Below are 17,204 nucleotides of genomic sequence, written 5' to 3'. Positions count from 1 at the left end.
GCCGAGGCCCGCCGACTGCAGGAGACCTTCGCCAATGCCCCGGACCACGAATCTGCCTCTGAAATGGAAACTGCCTCTGATCATGGTAGCGCTGACAGGAGCCTTTCTGGTCACTGTGTCGCTGCTCATCTACTCGATGGCAGAACGCAGCATCCGGGAAAATGCCTTTGCCGCCCAGGAGATCGAGGCGAAGTCCGGTGCCCAGGCGCTGGCGTTCCGGCTCCAGGCCGCACGCTCGGATGTCTCGAGCCTGGCAGGCCAGCCTGCAGTGTTCCGCGCCATCAGCAATTTTGAGCGGGTGATCGGCATGGTCGAGGAAGACGACCCGGTGTCTTACCTGAAGCAGACCTATGCGGCCGGAAACCCGCATCCCGCCCATCAGCGCGAAGAGCTGACCGATGCAGGTGACGGTTCCTACTACAACCAGTCACATGTGACCTACCATCCGACTTTCCTGCAAAGCCTCCGCCTCAACGGCTATCAGGACCTGTACCTGATCAGCGCCCAGGGGCAGGTGGTCTATTCGGTGAAGAAACAGGCCGACTTTCTGACCGGAATCCAGGCCGGAGCAAGCGACGGCCTGGCGCAGGTGTTTGAAGCTGCCATGCAGGCGGAATCAGGCACAGTGGTGACCGCGGACTTTGCCGCATACAGCCACAGCACCGAAGGAGTCGCTGCCTTCATGGCCGCGCCGGTGTTCACCAAGCGGGGCGACATCGCCGGCGTAATCGCCGTGCAACTTGGAAGCGCCGCCATTGTCGAAGCGCTGACCAGCAACCTCTCTGGCGGCTCTCACCAGAACATCTTTGTGGTCAGCAGCGATGGTCTTGCCCGCAGCCCTTCGTCGGTCGAAGGGCTGTTCCCGGTACTGCAGCCAATGCCCAACACACCCCAGATCCGCGCAGCCGCAGCACGCGAGCCAGGCCAGTTTGCAACGGCCGCTTCCTCGCTCGGCGAAGCCGCAATTGCACTCGTCATGCCCCTGGACCTGCCCGGGTTCGACTGGTCGCTGGTACTTGAAACCGACGAGCAGACTGCCTTTGCCGCGGTGGAGAAAATCCGCCTGGCAGCCGCAGGACTAATTGCGGCAGCGCTGCTGATTGCAGTCGCGGTTTCCTGGATTGCCGCCCGCAGCGTCACCCGCCCGGTCCACGCGCTGCAGCAGGCCACCAATGCGTTGGCGGACAGCGACTATGACACGGATATTCCCGGCCTCACCCGTGGCGACGAGCTGGGCGACCTGGCCCGAAGCCTGGACAGTTTCCGCGGCAAACTGAAAGCCGCGGATACCGCAGCCGCACGCGAAGTGGAGACCGCGCGGCACACGGCGGCGGTTGTCGACAGCATGAGCGCGGCTCTCTCCGAATTGCAGCGGGGCAACCTGGCCTGCGACATCCAAGCGCCGTTTGACGGCCACTACGAGACCTTGAGGGAGAACTTCAACCGCAGTCTGGATAAGCTGCGCGGCTCGATGAGCGAGGTTGTCGGCACGGCTGGCAATGTAGGCCGCTTCTCTGAAGAGCAAGGCAGTGCCGCCACCGAAATGGCGCATCGCACCGAAGGCCAGGCTGCCACTTTGGAGGAAACCGCTGGCGCGATCCGGGAGCTGACCGGTGGCATCCGTGCCACCGCCGACCGGGCCGGGCGGATGGACGAAGCAATGCGCGGCACCCGCCAGGAGGCCGAACAGAGCACCCAGGTGGTTACATCAGCCGTTCAGGCAATGGATCAGATCCAGGAAGCCGCGGCAGAGATCTCGAAGATCATCAATCTGATCGACGACATCGCCTTCCAAACTAATCTCTTGGCTCTGAACGCAGGCGTCGAGGCAGCCCGGGCAGGACAGGCGGGTGCGGGCTTCGCCGTAGTCGCTTCCGAGGTGCGCGCGCTTGCGCAGCGGGCCTCCAATGCAGCCGGGCAGATCAAGGCGCTCACCAGCGCAAGCGAAGAGCATGTTGCCAACGGGGTCTCAATGGTCGGCAGGGCGGGCAATGCGCTGACCAGCATCATTGAACAGGTTTCGGAAGTTTCGGGCCTGGTAAGCGAAATCGCCGACGGGGTGCGCGCCCAATCCCGCGGATTGGAGAAGATTGACAGCGCCATGCACCAGCTCGACAGCATGACTCAGCAGAATGCCGCAATGGCTGAGCAAGCGGCAGCGTCCAGCCAGCTGCTGCAGAATGAATCGCACAGCCTGTCGGGCATTGTCGGCCGGTTCGACTTGGGTCAGCCCAGTGCCGGTACCGCGGGCACAAGCCGCTTTGCAGCAGAGCGCTTGCGGGCCTGACAGGCCAGATGGGCGCGGCAGGGCTTACTGCATCCGGTATTGGAAGCCCGTTTGCGCGGCGCTGTAGCTTGACCGCGCAAACCGGCTGCCCGGTGAAGGCTTGTTATCAGGCTGCAAGCTGACCAGACAAAAGTTCTCGCTAATCATGGAATAATCTTTACATAAGACGGATTACAGGTCGAAATCACACACCCAGGTAGCGGTCTGCGATTTCTCCTTGCAGATCGGCAATCCGACCTTTCCAAACGTTGCTTCCTTTGTTGAGGATCACAGCACGGTCCGCAATGAAAGACAGTTCCTTCAGCGACTTGTCGACGACAAGAATGGACAGGCCCGCATTGACTTTAAGTTGGCCAATTGCGCTCCATATCTCCTGGCGCACCACCGGAGCCAAACCTTCGGTCGCCTCATCCAGGATCAGCAGCCGCGGGTTGGTCATCAGGGCGCGGCCGATCGTCAGCATCTGCTGCTCGCCGCCAGACAGCGAGCCGGCCTTCTGGCTCCGCCGCTCCTCCAGCCGCGGGAACAGCGCTGCCACTTGTTTCAAATCCCAAGGACCGGGGCGGGCCGCCGCGATCAGGTTTTCCTCCACTGTCAGCGGTGCAAAGCAGCGGCGTCCTTCGGGCACCAGACCGATGCCCAGCCGGGCAATTCTGTGCGACGGCAGCTGGCGCAGGTCATGGCCGTCAAACCGCAACTCGCCTGCAGAAGCCGCCAGCATGCCGCAGATTGTCTTGATGGTGGTCGATTTGCCCATGCCGTTGCGGCCCATCAGCGCCACCACCTCGCCTTCAGCAATCTCCAGGCCGACCCCGAACAGCGCTTGTGCCGGCCCGTAAGACGCCTCGACTCCTTGCAAGCTCAGCAGGCTCATGCAGCGTCCTCCTCTCCCAGATAAGCGCGGCGCACCTCGGCGTTGGCGCGGATCTCATCCGCGGTGCCGGTGGCGATGATCTGGCCGTAGACCAAGACGCTGATCCGGTCGGCCAGGGCAAAGACCGCGTCCATATCATGCTCTACCAAGAGAATCGGCGCCTGCTGGCGCAACCCGTCCAGGAAGCCGGTCAGCTCTTTTGATCCGGCTGCGCCGAGCCCTGCCATCGGTTCATCCATCAGAAACAGTTTCGGCTGCAGCGTCAGCGCCACCGCCACCTCCAGCTGGCGGCGCTGGCCGTGCGACAGATCGGCGGTGCGGCGGCCAGCGTCATCTACCAGCCCGACCCGCTCCAGCGCGTCGCGGGCAGGCTCCAGTAGGCCTGGATCCTTCATCACATTGCGGAAAAACCGGAACGGACGGCCCTGCCCGCCAAGCGCGCCCAGCACCGCGTTCTGCAGCACCGTGTATTCCATCGCCAGCGCCGAGATCTGAAACGTCCGCCCCAGCCCCATCCGCGCCCGCGCCACCGTGTCCAGACGGGTGACATCGCGGCCGAGCAGCTCAACAGTGCCGCTGTCCGGCGCGATATTGCCTGCGATCTGCTTGATCAGGGTGGACTTCCCCGCGCCGTTCGGACCAATCAGAGCGTGGATTTCACCCGTTAGCAGGTCCAGCGAGACGTCGCTGCTGGCCTTCAATGCGCCAAAACTCTTGTTCAGCTTGTTGGTCTGTAAAACCAGATCAGCCATGCGCCTTCTCCCGCCCTGCCAAGGCTCCGATCAGCCCGCCGCGGGCAAACAGCACGATCAGCAGCAGAAGCAGCCCGAGGAAAATCTGCCAGTAGTCACTGATCCCGCCCAGAAGATGCTCCAGCATGATGTAGAGCGCAGCCCCCGCCACCGGGCCATACAGCCGCCCGACCCCGCCAAGGATGACAAAAATCATGATCTCGCCGCTGGTGTGCCAGCTGAGCATGGTGGGGCTGACAAAACGGTTGAGGTCGGCAAACAGCGCCCCCGCCAGCCCGGTGATCGCGCCGGAGATCACAAAGGCAATCAGCCGCAGGGTAAAAGGCGTGAGGCCAACCGCTTCAACCCTGTCCTCGTTCTGCCGCGCCGCCGCCAGCGCCAGGCCAAAAGGCGAGCGTGCCAGCCGGGCGGCAAAGACCAGCGCCAGGCAAAGGATCACATAGGCAATGGCAAAGAACTGGATCGGATCGAGGGTGTTGAGGCCAGGGAATTCATTGCGCACCCAGATCGACAGCCCGTCCTCGCCGCCGTATGCGCTCCAGCTGATGGCGAAGTAATAGAGCATTTGACCGAACGCCAAGGTGATCATGATGAAATAGACACCTGAGGTGCGCAGGGACAACGCCCCGATCACCAGCGCCGCCAGCGCGCTGAAGACAACCGCCACCAGCCAGATCAGCGGCATCTGGTTGCTTCCTTCGAACAGAAACGGCCATGCGAACAGCGGCTCATAGTTCTGGGCATGGGCCGCAAGGATGCCCATCGCATAGCCGCCAATCCCAAAGAATGCCGCATGGCCCAGGCTGATCATCCCGCCAAGGCCAAGCGCGATGTTCAAGCCGACACCGGCCAGCGCCAGGATCGCCGCTTTGGTGGCGAGCGTAATGATGAAGGGTTCGTCCAGGCTCCAGGCGGCCAGCGGCACGATCAGAAGTGCTGCAATCATTGCCCAATTGAGAAGGCGCTCACGGGTCAGCATCATGCGCTCCCTCCATAAAGCCCCGAAGGGCGCACCAGCAGGATCGCCGCCATCAGGATGTAGATCAGCATCGACGCCAGCGAGGCGCCGGCCGAGGCAGCACTTGCCGGATCCATGAAGACGGCAAACAGCTGCGGCAGGAACACTCCGCCCAGAGTGTCGGTCATTCCGACCAGCAGCGCACCGGCCAAGGCGCCCTTGATCGAGCCGATGCCGCCAATGACGATGACCACAAAGGCGAGGATCAGCACCGGCTCGCCCATGCCGACCTGGACCGACTGGATCGCACCCACCAGTGCGCCCGCAAGCCCGGCCAGCGCCGCGCCAAGGGCGAAGACCAGCGTGTAAAGCTTGGATATGTCGACACCAAGCGCAGCGATCATCTCGCGGTCCGCCTCCCCTGCCCGGATCTGAATGCCGATGCGGGTGCGGGCGATCAGCAGGAACAGCCCGGCGGCAATCGCCAAACCAATCAGGATGATCGTCAGCCGGTAAAGCGGGTATTCAATGCCGCCCGGCAGGCTGACGGGCCCGGACAAGTGGGACGGCACATCCAGAAACAGCGGGAACGAGCCGAACAGCCAGCGGGTGCCTTCGGAAAAGATCAGGATCAGGGCAAAGGTTGCAAGCACCTGGTCCAGGTGGTCGCGCTGATACAGGCGCCGGATCACCACCAGCTCCATCAGCGCCCCCGCGGCGGCCGCCGCGGCAAGGCTTGCAATCAGCGCCAGCAGGAAGGAACCGGTCCAGCCTGCCACAGCCGCGGCGGCAAAGGCGCCCACCATGTAGAGCGAGCCATGGGCCAGGTTGATCAGCCCCATCACCCCGAACACCAGCGTCAGCCCGGCTGCCATCAAGAACAGCATCACCCCGAGCTGGAGCCCATTCAGGATCTGCTCCAGAACTAGAATATAGGTCATTTGATTTTCCGAAGGGGACGTCTTGCCGCTTGCGGAGGCGCCTTAGACGCCTCCGCTTTCAGGCAATGCCTTACATCTTGCACTCGCCGGCATAGGCGTCGGCATGGTCGCTCAGCCCGGTGGCGATAATCTTGTTGGTGAAGACATCGCCTTCCTTGATCACTTCACGCACATAGATGTCCTGCACCGGATGGTGGTTGGAGCCGAACTTGAAGTCGCCGCGGACCGAGTCGAACTCAGCTGCCTGCAGCGCCGCACGGAAAGCGTCCTGGTCGGAGGCCTCAGCCTTGTCCAGCGCGCTCAGGATCAGGTTGGCAGTGTCATAGCCCTGGCTGGCATAAAGCGAAGGCAGACGGCCGTATTTTTCCTGGAAGGCGGAAACAAAGGCAGCGTTGGCCGCATTGTCGATGTCCTTGTTCCACTGCGAGGTGTTCTTGACCCCCAGCGCGGCCTCGCCCACAGCCTGCAGGATGCCCTGATCAAAGGAGAAGGCCGGGCCGACCACCGGCAGGTCGACACCGCTGCCCGCGTACTGCTTGAGGAAGGAAATGCCCATGCCGCCGGGCAGGAAGAAATAAACCGAGTCGGCGCCCGATGCCCGGATCTGGGCAATTTCTGCCGCATAATCGGTCTGCCCCAGCTTTGTGTAGATCTCACCGGCCAGCTCACCGCCGTACATCCGCTTGTAACCGGTCAGCGCATCTTTGCCCGCCGGATAGTTCGGCGCCAGGATAAAGCTGTTCTTCAAGCCCGCCTCATTGGCATAGGCACCGGCTGCTTCGTGCAGATTGTCGTTCTGCCAGGCCACGTTGAAATAATTCGGATGGCAGCGCTTGCCCGCAAGGGCCGACGGGCCGGCATTGGGCGAGAGATAGAACACGCCCTGGGCCGTTGCGGCGGGAACAACAGCCATCGCCAGGTTGGACCAGATGATGCCGGTCAGGATGTCGACCTTCTCGGATTGGATCATCCGGTCGGCGATCTGCACTGCGGCATCGGGTTTGCGCTGATCGTCCTCGATTACCACCTCGACGCCGTCGCGCCCGTCCTGTTCGATCGCCAGCATGAAGCCGTCGCGCACATCCACGCCAAGGCCCGCGCCGCCGCCGGACAGGGTGGTGATCATACCGATCTTCGTCTCAGCCTGTGCTGCAGCTGCCAGCGCCGGAATTGCGGCCGCCATGGCGAGCATTCGAATGGTTTTCATAACGTCGTGTCCTCCCGGAATTTTCCCGGCCAGCGGCCGGGGTTCTTGTTCAAATGCTTGCGACAATACCGCGGCGGCAGCAGAAGCCAAGCCCGGCGGCGGTCCGCATTTCCCTGGCCGGTCTTGCGCCGGCCTTGCAATGAGCCTACGCAGGCTTGGCAATATATTTCAAGATTAAAATATATAGGGCAGAAGCGCTGTCCTTGTTCCCGCACCACCGCCGGGGGTTATACAGAGCGCGGCTGCAGAAGCGAGGGGCCGGCCCCTCGCGCTCCCCGGGGTACTTTTCACCAGAAAGAAGCAAGTTGCGGCTCAACCATCTGCAGAAGAACGCATTTTCGCTGCTTGGCAGGGCATTGCGGTCTCTTTATTCCGGGCTGAAATAGCTTGCCAGGTGATCGATCAAAGTCCTGATCCGCGCCGTGAGATGACGGCTCGGCGGGTAGACGGCATACAGCGTGATCGGGCCGGTTTCCTGGCCTTCAAACAGCACTTGCAACCGCCCATCCGCCAGAAAAGGCCGCGCGGTGTAGTGCGGACAGCGGGCAATTCCGAGACCATGGGCCGCCATATGGGCCACGGCACGCGGGGAATTGGCGCGGAAGCTGCCGCCGACGCTGACGGTCTTTTTCCCGCCCTCTTCAAACGTCCAAATATCCGGCTGCGGCGAGGTCATTTGCAGCAGGCAATTGTGGGTGGCCAGGGCCTCGGGGTCTGACGGCGCTCCGTGCGCGGCAAGGTAATCCGGCGAAGCCACTACCACCAGCCGCATGTCGCAAAGCTTGCGCGCCACCAGTGTCGAATCCTTGAGGGCACCAAAACGCACTGCCAGATCTACCCCCTCCTCCAGGATTGGCAGATGGCGGTCAGAGAGAACCAGTTCGATTTCCACCTGGGGATGGGCTTCCTGAAACGGCTGCAGCGCCTCGACCAGCTCGCGGCTGCCGAAACCCGTGGGGGCCGTGATCCGGACAGGACCAGCCAGCTCCTTCTGGCGCAGCTGCACCACGTCCTCCAGCTCATCAAATTGATCCAGCAGCGGCAGGCAGCGCTCCAGATACGCCCGGCCCGTATCGGTCAGCGTCACTTTGCGGGTGGTGCGGTTCAGCAACTGCGCCCCCAGCTGCTCCTCCAGCCGGGCGACATATTTGCTGGCCAGCTTGGTGCTGATCCCCAGCTGCCGGGCACCACCGGTAAAGGAGCTCTGCGCTGCAACGGCGGCAAAGCTGCGCATGCAGTCCAGCTTATCCATGCCTGTATCTCCCGCTTCAGATTGTGAATGGAACGTACACAATCATTCGCCGCATTGGAATATTATCGCCGGGCAGATGGGGGCGTAACTTCCGGGTGTCTTCAACAACCGCGGCAGATGCCGAGCAAAAGGATCCCAGATATGACCCAGCCCATTCGCATTCACAGCTTCCCTCTTTCAGGCCATGCCCACCGGGTGGAGCTGTTCGCCAGCCTCACCGGCATTGCCCATGAGGTGATCAATGTCGACCTCGCTGGCGGCGAGCACAAACAAGCCGCTTTCCTGGCACTGAACCCGGCCGGCCAGGTACCGGTGATCGAGGACGGCAGCACCGTCATCAGCGACTCCAACGCCATCCTGGTTTACCTGGCCCGCAGATACGCCCCCTCCTGGCTGCCCACTGATCCGGTTCTGGAAGCAGAGGTGCAGAAATTCCTGACCCTGGCAGCGGGTGAGATTGCCTTTGGCCCGGCAGCGGCGCGGCTGATCAACGTATTCAACGCACCTTTGGACGCCGAGTTCTGCGCAACGGTCGCGGGCCGGGTTCTCGGCAAGATCGACGCTCATATGGAGGGCCGCAGCTTCCTGGTCGGCGATGCGCCCACAATCGCCGACGTGGCAGTCTACTCTTACGTTGCGCACGCGCCGGAGGGCGGCATCTCGCTGGACCCTTATCCGAACGTCCGCGCCCTTCTTGCCAGTATTGAAAACCTGCAAGGGTTCAAGCCGATGCCTGCCACCAAAGCCGGCCTGGCAGCCTGATACCCCGGCGGCGGGCCGGTCAGGTCCGCCGCAATTTCCTACGAAAACAGGAGGTTTCCATGGCCCCCATTGACGCAAATCAGCCCTCCCCCTTTCACGAAGGCGAACAGGAAATGCAGCGCCGCGCGGGCAAGCGCGAGATGGCTGAGACCGTTGGCCGCCGCATGATCCGCCCCTTCATGCCGGATCAGCACAGGGAATTCTTTGCCCAGCTGCCGTTTCTGGCAGCGGGAGCAGCAGATCGCGACGGCTGGCCCTGGGCGAGCCTTCTGTGCGGGCCGCCCGGCTTTGCCGCCTCGCCGGACCCAGAGCATTTGCACATTGCTTTGAACAAGGCGGCAAAGGATCCCGTTCACGCGGCCATCCGCAAAGGCGCTGCACTGGGGCTCTTGGGGATCGAACTGCACAGCCGCCGCCGCAACCGGCTGAATGGGCGGGTGGCCGCAGCCGGGCCGGACGGGTTTACCCTGAAAGTGGATCAATCCTTCGGCAATTGCCCGCAATACATCCAGCTCCGCGATCTGGAACCGGTCGAAGCCGCGCCCCCAGCAGAACCGCAGCCTTTCACGGACCTCGGCACGGGTCACGCGGCCCTGATCGGACAAGCAGACATGTTCTTTGTCGCCAGCCACGTGCCCGCCGCCGGTCATCCGGAACGGGAAGGTGTAGACGTCTCGCACCGTGGCGGCCGGCCCGGCTTTGTCCGTGTTGACGGCAATACCCTGACCATTCCGGACTTCCGCGGTAACAACCACTTCAACACGTTAGGGAATTTCCTGCTGAACCCGCGTGCGGGCCTGGCCTTCCCGGACTTTGCAACCGGCAGCTTGCTGTTGATGACCGGCACGGCCGAGGTGCTGGGCGAAGACCACCCTGACCTGCGCGGTTTCCAGGGTGCACTGCGCGGCTGGCGGTTCACCCTGCGCAACGGCCTGTGGCTGGACCGCGCCCTGCCCTGGCGTGCCGGATCCGGCGGATTTGCCCCGCAAACCCTGCAGACCGGCACCTGGCAGGAGACCCAGGCCTAGGCCTCCTCGCCAGGGCTAAGTGCCCGGCAAGCTGCTCTCTGGAAGATTCCTCTGGACAAAGCTGTCCAGGATCGCTGATGTATTGGACAACATTGTCCAAAGGGTGGATTCGGGGCCCTCCCCGCCGCCTGCGGCCTCAGACAGGGAGCAAGCTCATGAAGTCGCACTATCGTGCCGTTGTGATCGGGGGCGGCGTTGTCGGCACCTCGGTTCTGTATCATCTGGCGAAATTCGGCTGGACTGATGTCTGCTTGATCGAGCGCTCGGTGCTGACTGCCGGTTCCAGCTGGCACGCCGCGGGCGGATTTCACGCGCTGAACGCGGATCCCAACATCGCCTCGCTGCAAGCCTATACAATCGACCTGCTGTCAGAGATCGAACAGGAATCCGGCCAGTCTGTCGGCATGCATATGACCGGCGGCATGACGCTGGCGGGCACGCCGGACCGCTGGGAGTGGCTGCAGTCGGCCTACCGCACCTTCCAGTCGATCGGCATCGACGACTGCCGCCTGATCACCCCGCAAGAGGCCGGCGAGCTGTGCCCGATCATGTCCACCGAAGGCATCATTGGCGGCATGTGGGCCGACCGCGAGGGCTATGTCGACACCACCGGCACCGTCCACGCCTATGCGGGCGCCGCCAAGAAACGCGGCGCGGAAGTCATTGAAAACAACCGGGTGCTGGAGCTGCATCAGGTCGACGATGGCTGGCAGATCGTGACTGAAAAAGGCACCATCCATGCCGAACATGTGGTCAACGCCGCAGGCCTCTGGGCCAAGCAAGTGGGCCGCATGGCGGGCGTGGAACTGCCGGTCTCGCCGCTCAATCACCACTACCTGATTTCCGACACCATCCCTGAACTGGAGAAGCTCGACTTCGAGGTGCCGATGACAGTCGACCTCGAAGGCTTCACCTATATGCGCCAGGACCAGAAGGGCATCCTTCTGGGCATCTACGAGATCGACCACGAGCACTGGATGATGGACGGGGCGCCGTGGGAGTACGGGTTTGAGCTGCAGCAGGAGGACCCGGACCGGATCGAAAAGGAACTCACCCTTGGTTTTGGACGCTACCCTGCCCTGCAGACCACCGGTGTAAAGACCTGGGTCAACGGCGCCTTCACCTTTGCCCCGGACGGCAACCCGCTGGTCGGCCCGGTCCGCGGCAAGCCCGGCTATTGGTGCGCCTGCGGCGTGATGGCAGGCTTCCTGCAGGGCGGCGGCGTCGGCAAATCGCTGGCCGAATGGATGATCCACGGCGAGCCGGAGGCAGATGTCTTTGGCATGGATGTGGCCCGTTTCGGCGACTACGCCCAGAACAAGCGGTTCATCAAGGAAACCACCGGCCAGTTCTACACCCGCCGCTTTGTGATGACCTACCCGAACGAGCAGCTGCCAGCTGGCCGCCCGCTGAAAAAGGCCCCCGCCTATGACGGCATGACCGCCGCAGGCTGCCGCTGGGGCGCCAGCTACGGGCTGGAAATCCCGCTCTATTTCGCGCCGTCGGAAGATTTCACCGAAACCCCGACCCTAAAGCGCTCCAACGCCTTTGAAATCGTCGCAGAGGAATGCAAGGCGGTGCGCGAGACTGTGGGCCTCTTGGACATCTCCGCCTTTTCGCGGTTTGAAGTCTCAGGCGCCGGCGCAGAAGCCTGGCTTAACCGGATCATGGCCTCGAAACTGCCGAAACCCGGCCGCGCCAGGCTGGCGCCGATGCTCTCATCCGAAGGGCGCCTCAAGGGCGACCTCACCGTGTTCAATTGGGGCGGCGGAACCTGGTGGATCATGGGCAGCTACTACCTGCGTGAATGGCACATGCGCTGGTTCCAGGACCATATGGGCGACGGCGTTGAGGTGCGCGACGTGACCGATGCCGTCACCGGCTTCAGCCTCTCCGGTCCGAACAGCCGCAAGGTGCTGGAAAAGCTCACTGATGGCCCCGTCGCAGACCTGCCGTTTATGGGCTGCACCACGCTCGACATCGGCATGCTGCGTGTCAAAGTTGGCCGCCTCTCGGTTGCGGGTGAGCTGGGATATGAAATCCACTGCTCCGCCGCCGAGCACATCACACTGCGTGAAACCCTGCTGGAGGCCGGCACAGATCTTGGCATCCGCGAATACGGCTTCAACGCGCTGCTCAGCCTGCGTCTTGAGAAAAGCTTTGGCATCTGGAGCGCCGAATTCACCCAAGGGTATACAGCGGCACAAACCGGCATGGACCGCTGGATCGACTGGGAGAAAGACTTCATCGGCCGCGAGGCCGCGCTGAAGGAACGCGATGCAGGCGGCCCGGCGCAGATCGTGGTTCCGATTGAGGTCGACGCAGCCGACGCCGACGCCAGCGGCTATGAACCGGTCTGGCAGGGCGGCAAACGGGTGGGCTTTGTCACCTCCGGCGGCTTTGGCCACACCACTGGCAAGTCGCTTGCCATGGCAATGGTCGACCGCGCCGCAGCGGCTGAAGGCACGGAACTGACAGTGCATATCGTCGGCCAGGAACGCCCGGCCCGGGTGATTGCAGCCTCGCCCTATGATCCTGCCGGCAAGGCTATGCGGGGCTGATCGGATGACGCTCCTGCAGCAATTCAACGCGCTTACCAGCCCGGAGTTCAGACAGAACCCCTATCCGGTGCTGGCCCGCATGCGCGAGGAGCACCCGGTCTTCCACCTGTCGCCCGGTCTCACCGAAAGCTGGCATGTGTTCCGCTACGAGGACGTGCGCCAGGTGCTGCTTTCGCCAGAGATCTTTTCTTCAGACCGCAGCCTGCAGGACGGCGGCGCGCTGGCAGAGGCCAACCTCAGCTTCCTGTTCAACAACATGATTTCCGCAGGCGGGGACAAGCACCGCCGCCTGCGGATGATCGCCAACCGGGTGTTCATGGCCAAGGCCATCGAAGCCCTGCGCCCGGCGGTGCAAAAGGTGGTGGATCAGCGCATGGACATCGCCCTTCAAGCCGGGGAATTCGACTTGGTCGAGGATTTTGCAGCCCATGTGACTGTTGCCATGATCTGCGAGGTCCTGGGCTTGCCGCCGGAAGACATGACGCAAATCCGGCAGTGGACTGCGGTTCTCGGCGACAACTCCGGCGCGGTCACCTGGCTGCCGGACATGGACCCGGCCCTGGCCGAGCGCAGCCGCAGGGCGGGCGAGGAAATGACCGCCTATTTCCGCGATTTCCTGTCCCGCCCGGATTGGGGCGGCGAGGCTTTGTTCTCTGCTTTCCGCAACGCGGGCCCCGAGGGCGAACAGCTCTCTGAGGCAGAGCTTTTGTCAATGGCGATGCTGCTCCTGCTGGCGGGCAACGAGACCACCACCAACCTGATCACCAACTTCGTGCGGCTGCTGGATGCCTTTCCGGATCAAGCCGAGCGGCTGCGGGCTGATCCGGAGCTGGCAGAGGGTGCGGTGGAGGAGACCCTGCGGATGCGCAATTCGATCCGCAACATCGACCGCTTTGCGCTGCAGGACGTCGAGATGCACGGTGTCACCATCCCCAAGGGCGCGCGTGTGGTGGTTTGGCTGACTGCCGCCAACCGCGACCCGCGCGTGTTTTCGGATCCGGACCTGTTCCAGCCGGATCGCAGTCCCAACCGCCACCTCGCCTTTGGCCAGGGGGCGCATATGTGCCTGGGCGCGGCGCTTGCGCGGATGGAAACTCAAGCGGCCGCCCGCGCCATTCTCACCCGCACCCGCCGCATCACCCTCACCCGCCCGGCTGAACTGGGCGTAAACGCGAATTTCGACAATGTGACGCGCCAGATGGTGCGCTTTGCCCCCGTGGAAGGACATCAATGAGACAGGACCGTTCCGAACGGCGCCGGGGCCGCAAAACCGCGGCCGATACCGCGCCCAAACGCAATGCGGACTACCGCCAGCTGAAGAACCCCTTCCCGCTAATGGAGGTCTTCCCGGCGCATCAGATCGCGGACATGCACGAAACCGCCCTGAAGATGCTGGAAGAACTGGGCATGAAAGTGCTTCTGCCAGAGGCGCGCAAGATCTATGCCAAGGGCGGCGCCAGCGTCGACGAAGACAGTGAAATGGTCTACATCGGCCGGGACATTGTCGAGGCAGCGCTGACCACAGCACCCCGCTCGATCAACTGCCGGGCCGGGGCAAGGGACCGCGATATCACGCTGGAGCTTGGCAGCCTGGTGTTCCAGGCCGGCGCCGGCGCACCCAATGCCACCGATCTGGAACGCGGCCGCCGCCCCGGCTCAGCCCAGGATTATCTGGAATACCTGAAGCTTACTCATCACTTTGACGTCTTCCACATGATCTCACCCCAAGTGGAGCCGCAAGACGTTCCCACCCATCTGCGCCACTACTTCACGACTGAGGCGCAGATGACCCTGACAGACAAGTTCCCCTTCATCTACTCCCGCGGCACGCCGCAGGTGATGGACTGCTTCGAGATGATCCGCGACTTCCGGGGCGTCTCGGACACGGAATTTCAGGCCGCCCCCCATTGTTACACGATCATCAACACCAACAGCCCCCGCACGCTGGATATTCCAATGGCGCAAGGGCTGATCGACTTTGCCCGTCACGGCCAGGTCTCGATTGTGACCCCCTTTACTTTGATGGGGGCAATGGCACCAATCACCGTGGCAGGCTCCATTACCCTCAGCCACGCCGAGGTTCTTGCCGCCATCACCCTGACCCAGCTGGCCAATCCCGGAGCGCCAGTATGCTATGGCACTTTCACCTCCAACGTGGACATGAAATCCGGTGCCCCCGCCTTTGGCACGCCCGCGCATTTTCAGGCCTCGCTGGCGGCGGGCCAGCTGGCGCGCTTCCTCGGCCTGCCCTGGCGCTCGGCGGCCGGCTCCGCCGCGAACACCAACGACGTGCAGGCCGCAAACGAAAACCAGATGGGGCTTTGGGGCTGCCTGATGGCCGGGGCGACCGTGGTAATCCACTCGGCCGGCTGGCTGGAGGGCGGGCTGTCCGTCTCATACGAGAAACTGATCACTGACGCCGAAGTGCTGAACATGATCGCCGAGCTTTGCGCAGGCGCCCAGGCCGGCACGGATGAAATCGGCTATGACAATGCACTGAAGGAAGTTGAGCCAAGCGGCCACTTCTTTGCCTCCAGCCAGACCATGGCGCGCTATAATACGGAGTTCTACGAGCCGGTGGTGCATGACTATGCCAATTTCGGAACCTGGACCGAACGCGGCGGCCTCGACGCCAACCAGCGCGCCACCCAGGTCTGGAAGGATATCCTGTCCCATGATAACCGGCCCCGGACCGACGACACCCGCGTTGACGCCCTGAAAAGCTTCATCGCCAAGCGCACCGCGGAAGGCGGCGCCCCACCGGAGAGCTGACATGGCCAAACGCGCAGGTTCCGTGCTGCACCGGGACAACCCGGAGAAGGAGCCGCTCACCGGCCATGTCAAAGTCACGCCCGAAGACTGGCTGAACGTCGCCCGCGACCTGCTGATCAGCGACGGGGTGGCGGGTGTCAAAGTGCTCGCCATCGGCGAGCGCCTCGGCGTCTCCCGCTCCAGCTTCTACTGGTACTTCAAAAGCCGCAAGCACCTGCTGGAGGCACTTCTGGATGACTGGGAAGCCCGCAACACGGAGCCGATCCTGACCCATTGCGAGCTGCCGGCCGGCAATATCTCCTGGGCGGTCTGCAACTTCTTCCGCTGCTTTGTCGATCCGGAGCTGTTCGACGCAAACCTCGACTTTGCGGTGCGGGAATGGTCCCGGCGCGACGGCAAAGTCCGCAACCGCATCGATGCCGCCGATTCACAGCGGCTTAAGGCTGTCACGGCCATGTTTGAACGCCACGGCTACTCCGCTTATGAAGCCGACTCGCGGGCGCGGATCCTTTACTTCATGCAGTGTGGGTACCATGCTCTGGAAGTCCGTGAGCCGATGCAGGCCCGTACTGCCAGACTGGAAGGCTATTTGCTGGGCTTCACCGGGGTAGAGCCGGACCCCGAAGCTGTGGCAAGCGCCCGGGCCTTTGCTGAGCAGAAAATGGAACCGTGAAAGCGCAGCTGATTGCGGTAACTGGAGCGCGGGGTAAGCCCCTCGGATTTCTCTAAGTATACTCAGCCAGAGAGAAGCACTTCCCAATTCAAAATACCTGGCACGCCAATAGGAGAGGGGCGTGCCAGGCTTTCCGCTGCCTTGCAAAGGCAAGAGCAAGCGGGAGGAGACTTATGTCTTGTTGTGGAAGATGAAGCCGATGAAGTTCAGCAGCAGCTGCGCCGCCAGGATCTGGGTGCTCTCGGCCGGGTCATAGGCCGGGGCCACTTCCACCAGGTCGATGCCGACCACATCGCCGCGTTTGCTGAGGCCCTGCAGGATTTCCAGCACGTCGTAGTACTGGAAGCCGCCATGGCTCGGCGTGCCGGTGCCCGGCGCAATCGAAGGGCAGAAAGCGTCGATATCGATGGTGACGTAGTAGCGCGCGCCCTCGGGAATGCGGTCCAGCACGGCCTCAGTCCCCAGCTTGCGCACCTGGCGCACCGACAGGATATCCGAGCCGCGCTTACGGGCGTCAATGTAGCCCTCCCTGGCGGTCGACGACACATTGCGGATGCCAAGCTGGGTCATGCCGGAGACGTAGTCTTTCTCAATCGCACGGCGCATCGGGTTGCCGTGGCCGTCGGTGACACCCTTGCGCTCGTCGACAAAGTCCAGATGCGCGTCGATCTGGATCACATGGATCGGGCCGTTCTTGGCACAGTCTTCCTTGTAGGCGTTGATGCAGGGAATGTTGACCGAATGGTCGCCGCCGATGGTCACCGGAATCGCGCCTGCGTCCAGGATCTTTTTCACGCCGTATTCGATGTTGGCGTGGCTTTCCTCGGTCTTGGTGTGGATGATGTCGGCATCGCCCAGATCGACAATCCGCACCTCCTCGCCGAGGTAGGTGGCGTCATCCTCGTGGTCATAGGCGCCGGCATGGCCGAAGCTGAACAGCGTCGAGGCTTCACGTACCGCCCGCGGGCCGAAGCGCGCGCCGGAGCGGAACTGGCAGCCGAAGTCAAATGGCGCGCCGAGAATGGCGACGTCGGCATTGATGTTGTCCCAATCCTCGACATAGGGCTTCTTGCCAAAGGTCGCGATGCCGACAAAGGGCAGGTTCAGGCGGCCGGATTCGTAACCGTGTCCAGACAT

14 protein-coding genes are annotated in these 17,204 nt (G+C 62.9%); 7 read left to right on the top strand and 7 right to left on the bottom strand.

Annotated features, from left to right (window positions below; all coding sequences use genetic code 11):
• The first annotated feature begins 34 nt into the window (after window positions 1-34).
• Window positions 35-2,287, top strand: coding sequence for a methyl-accepting chemotaxis protein (locus RA20_RS15690; RefSeq protein WP_039130719.1), 2,253 nt, complete (start codon window positions 35-37; stop codon window positions 2,285-2,287).
• 184 nt (window positions 2,288-2,471) lie between these two features.
• Here RA20_RS15690 and RA20_RS15685 read toward each other — a convergent pair whose 3' ends face one another.
• The 6 genes from RA20_RS15685 to RA20_RS15660 all read right to left on the bottom strand — a co-directional run bounded on the left by RA20_RS15685 (window position 2,472) and on the right by RA20_RS15660 (window position 8,271).
• A complete protein-coding gene (locus RA20_RS15685) occupies window positions 2,472-3,161 on the bottom strand; it encodes an ABC transporter ATP-binding protein (RefSeq protein ID WP_039130717.1) in 690 nt (229 codons plus the stop codon).
• Window positions 3,158-3,913, bottom strand: coding sequence for an ABC transporter ATP-binding protein (locus RA20_RS15680; RefSeq protein ID WP_039130714.1), 756 nt, complete (start codon window positions 3,911-3,913; stop codon window positions 3,158-3,160). Before RA20_RS15680 ends, RA20_RS15685 begins: the two co-directional genes overlap by 4 nt.
• Window positions 3,906-4,889 carry a branched-chain amino acid ABC transporter permease gene (locus RA20_RS15675; protein WP_193748854.1) on the bottom strand — a complete coding sequence of 328 codons (984 nt, stop codon included), beginning with the start codon at window positions 4,887-4,889 and terminating at the stop codon, window positions 3,906-3,908. The genes RA20_RS15680 and RA20_RS15675 overlap by 8 nt, the downstream gene beginning before the upstream one ends.
• Before the next feature lie 2 nt (window positions 4,890-4,891).
• Window positions 4,892-5,812, bottom strand: a complete 921-nt coding sequence (locus RA20_RS15670) for a branched-chain amino acid ABC transporter permease (RefSeq protein ID WP_039130710.1) — start codon at window positions 5,810-5,812, stop codon at window positions 4,892-4,894.
• A 70-nt stretch (window positions 5,813-5,882) separates the two neighbouring features.
• Window positions 5,883-7,019 (bottom strand): ABC transporter substrate-binding protein, encoded by a 1,137-nt coding sequence (locus RA20_RS15665; protein WP_039130707.1) that lies wholly within the window; start codon window positions 7,017-7,019, stop codon window positions 5,883-5,885.
• Window positions 7,020-7,386: 367 nt separating this feature from the next.
• A complete protein-coding gene (locus RA20_RS15660; protein WP_039130705.1) occupies window positions 7,387-8,271 on the bottom strand; it encodes a LysR family transcriptional regulator in 885 nt (294 codons plus the stop codon).
• A gap of 141 nt (window positions 8,272-8,412) precedes the next feature.
• On the opposite strand from RA20_RS15660, the gene RA20_RS15655 reads away from it, so the two are divergent.
• The 6 genes from RA20_RS15655 (at window position 8,413) to RA20_RS15630 (ending at window position 16,067) form a co-directional block, all read left to right on the top strand.
• A complete protein-coding gene (locus tag RA20_RS15655) occupies window positions 8,413-9,033 on the top strand; it encodes a glutathione S-transferase family protein (protein WP_039130703.1) in 621 nt (206 codons plus the stop codon).
• 59 nt (window positions 9,034-9,092) lie between these two features.
• Entirely contained in the window at window positions 9,093-10,061 is a 969-nt protein-coding gene (locus RA20_RS15650; RefSeq protein ID WP_039130772.1) for a pyridoxamine 5'-phosphate oxidase family protein, read from the top strand.
• A gap of 155 nt (window positions 10,062-10,216) precedes the next feature.
• Window positions 10,217-12,622 carry a GcvT family protein gene (locus RA20_RS15645; RefSeq protein ID WP_039130701.1) on the top strand — a complete coding sequence of 802 codons (2,406 nt, stop codon included), beginning with the start codon at window positions 10,217-10,219 and terminating at the stop codon, window positions 12,620-12,622.
• A gap of 4 nt (window positions 12,623-12,626) precedes the next feature.
• Complete coding sequence (locus tag RA20_RS15640; protein WP_052249022.1) at window positions 12,627-13,856, top strand: cytochrome P450; 1,230 nt, start codon at window positions 12,627-12,629, stop codon at window positions 13,854-13,856.
• Entirely contained in the window at window positions 13,853-15,394 is a 1,542-nt protein-coding gene (locus RA20_RS15635; RefSeq protein WP_039130699.1) for a trimethylamine methyltransferase family protein, read from the top strand. The genes RA20_RS15640 and RA20_RS15635 overlap by 4 nt, the downstream gene beginning before the upstream one ends.
• Window position 15,395: 1 nt before the next feature.
• The gene (locus RA20_RS15630; RefSeq protein WP_039130696.1) at window positions 15,396-16,067 is read left to right on the top strand and encodes a TetR/AcrR family transcriptional regulator; all 672 of its coding nucleotides are present in this window, start codon (window positions 15,396-15,398) and stop codon (window positions 16,065-16,067) included.
• A gap of 171 nt (window positions 16,068-16,238) precedes the next feature.
• On the opposite strand, the gene speB is transcribed toward RA20_RS15630, so the two are convergent.
• The gene (gene speB / locus RA20_RS15625; RefSeq protein ID WP_039130694.1) at window positions 16,239-17,204 is read right to left on the bottom strand and encodes an agmatinase; all 966 of its coding nucleotides are present in this window, start codon (window positions 17,202-17,204) and stop codon (window positions 16,239-16,241) included.

The organism is Leisingera sp. ANG-Vp, assembly GCF_000813725.1.
GTDB lineage: Bacteria > Pseudomonadota > Alphaproteobacteria > Rhodobacterales > Rhodobacteraceae > Leisingera.
The sequence above is the reverse complement of the archived record's forward strand: the minus strand, read 5'-3'. Positions and strand labels throughout refer to the sequence as shown.

Bases quoted from the DNA above. Each gene is read 5' to 3' on its own strand.
- RA20_RS15690 (WP_039130719.1), top strand. From the start codon at position 35: ATGCCCCGGACCACGAATCTGCCTCTGAAATGGAAACTGCCTCTGATC.
- RA20_RS15685 (WP_039130717.1), bottom strand. From the start codon at position 3,161: ATGAGCCTGCTGAGCTTGCAAGGAGTCGAGGCGTCTTACGGGCCGGCA.
- RA20_RS15680 (WP_039130714.1), bottom strand. From the start codon at position 3,913: ATGGCTGATCTGGTTTTACAGACCAACAAGCTGAACAAGAGTTTTGGC.
- RA20_RS15670 (WP_039130710.1), bottom strand. From the start codon at position 5,812: ATGACCTATATTCTAGTTCTGGAGCAGATCCTGAATGGGCTCCAGCTC.
- RA20_RS15665 (WP_039130707.1), bottom strand. From the start codon at position 7,019: ATGAAAACCATTCGAATGCTCGCCATGGCGGCCGCAATTCCGGCGCTG.
- RA20_RS15660 (WP_039130705.1), bottom strand. From the start codon at position 8,271: ATGGATAAGCTGGACTGCATGCGCAGCTTTGCCGCCGTTGCAGCGCAG.
- RA20_RS15655 (WP_039130703.1), top strand. From the start codon at position 8,413: ATGACCCAGCCCATTCGCATTCACAGCTTCCCTCTTTCAGGCCATGCC.
- RA20_RS15650 (WP_039130772.1), top strand. From the start codon at position 9,093: ATGGCCCCCATTGACGCAAATCAGCCCTCCCCCTTTCACGAAGGCGAA.
- RA20_RS15645 (WP_039130701.1), top strand. From the start codon at position 10,217: ATGAAGTCGCACTATCGTGCCGTTGTGATCGGGGGCGGCGTTGTCGGC.
- RA20_RS15640 (WP_052249022.1), top strand. From the start codon at position 12,627: ATGACGCTCCTGCAGCAATTCAACGCGCTTACCAGCCCGGAGTTCAGA.
- RA20_RS15635 (WP_039130699.1), top strand. From the start codon at position 13,853: ATGAGACAGGACCGTTCCGAACGGCGCCGGGGCCGCAAAACCGCGGCC.
- RA20_RS15630 (WP_039130696.1), top strand. From the start codon at position 15,396: ATGGCCAAACGCGCAGGTTCCGTGCTGCACCGGGACAACCCGGAGAAG.
- speB (WP_039130694.1), bottom strand. From the start codon at position 17,204: ATGTCTGGACACGGTTACGAATCCGGCCGCCTGAACCTGCCCTTTGTC.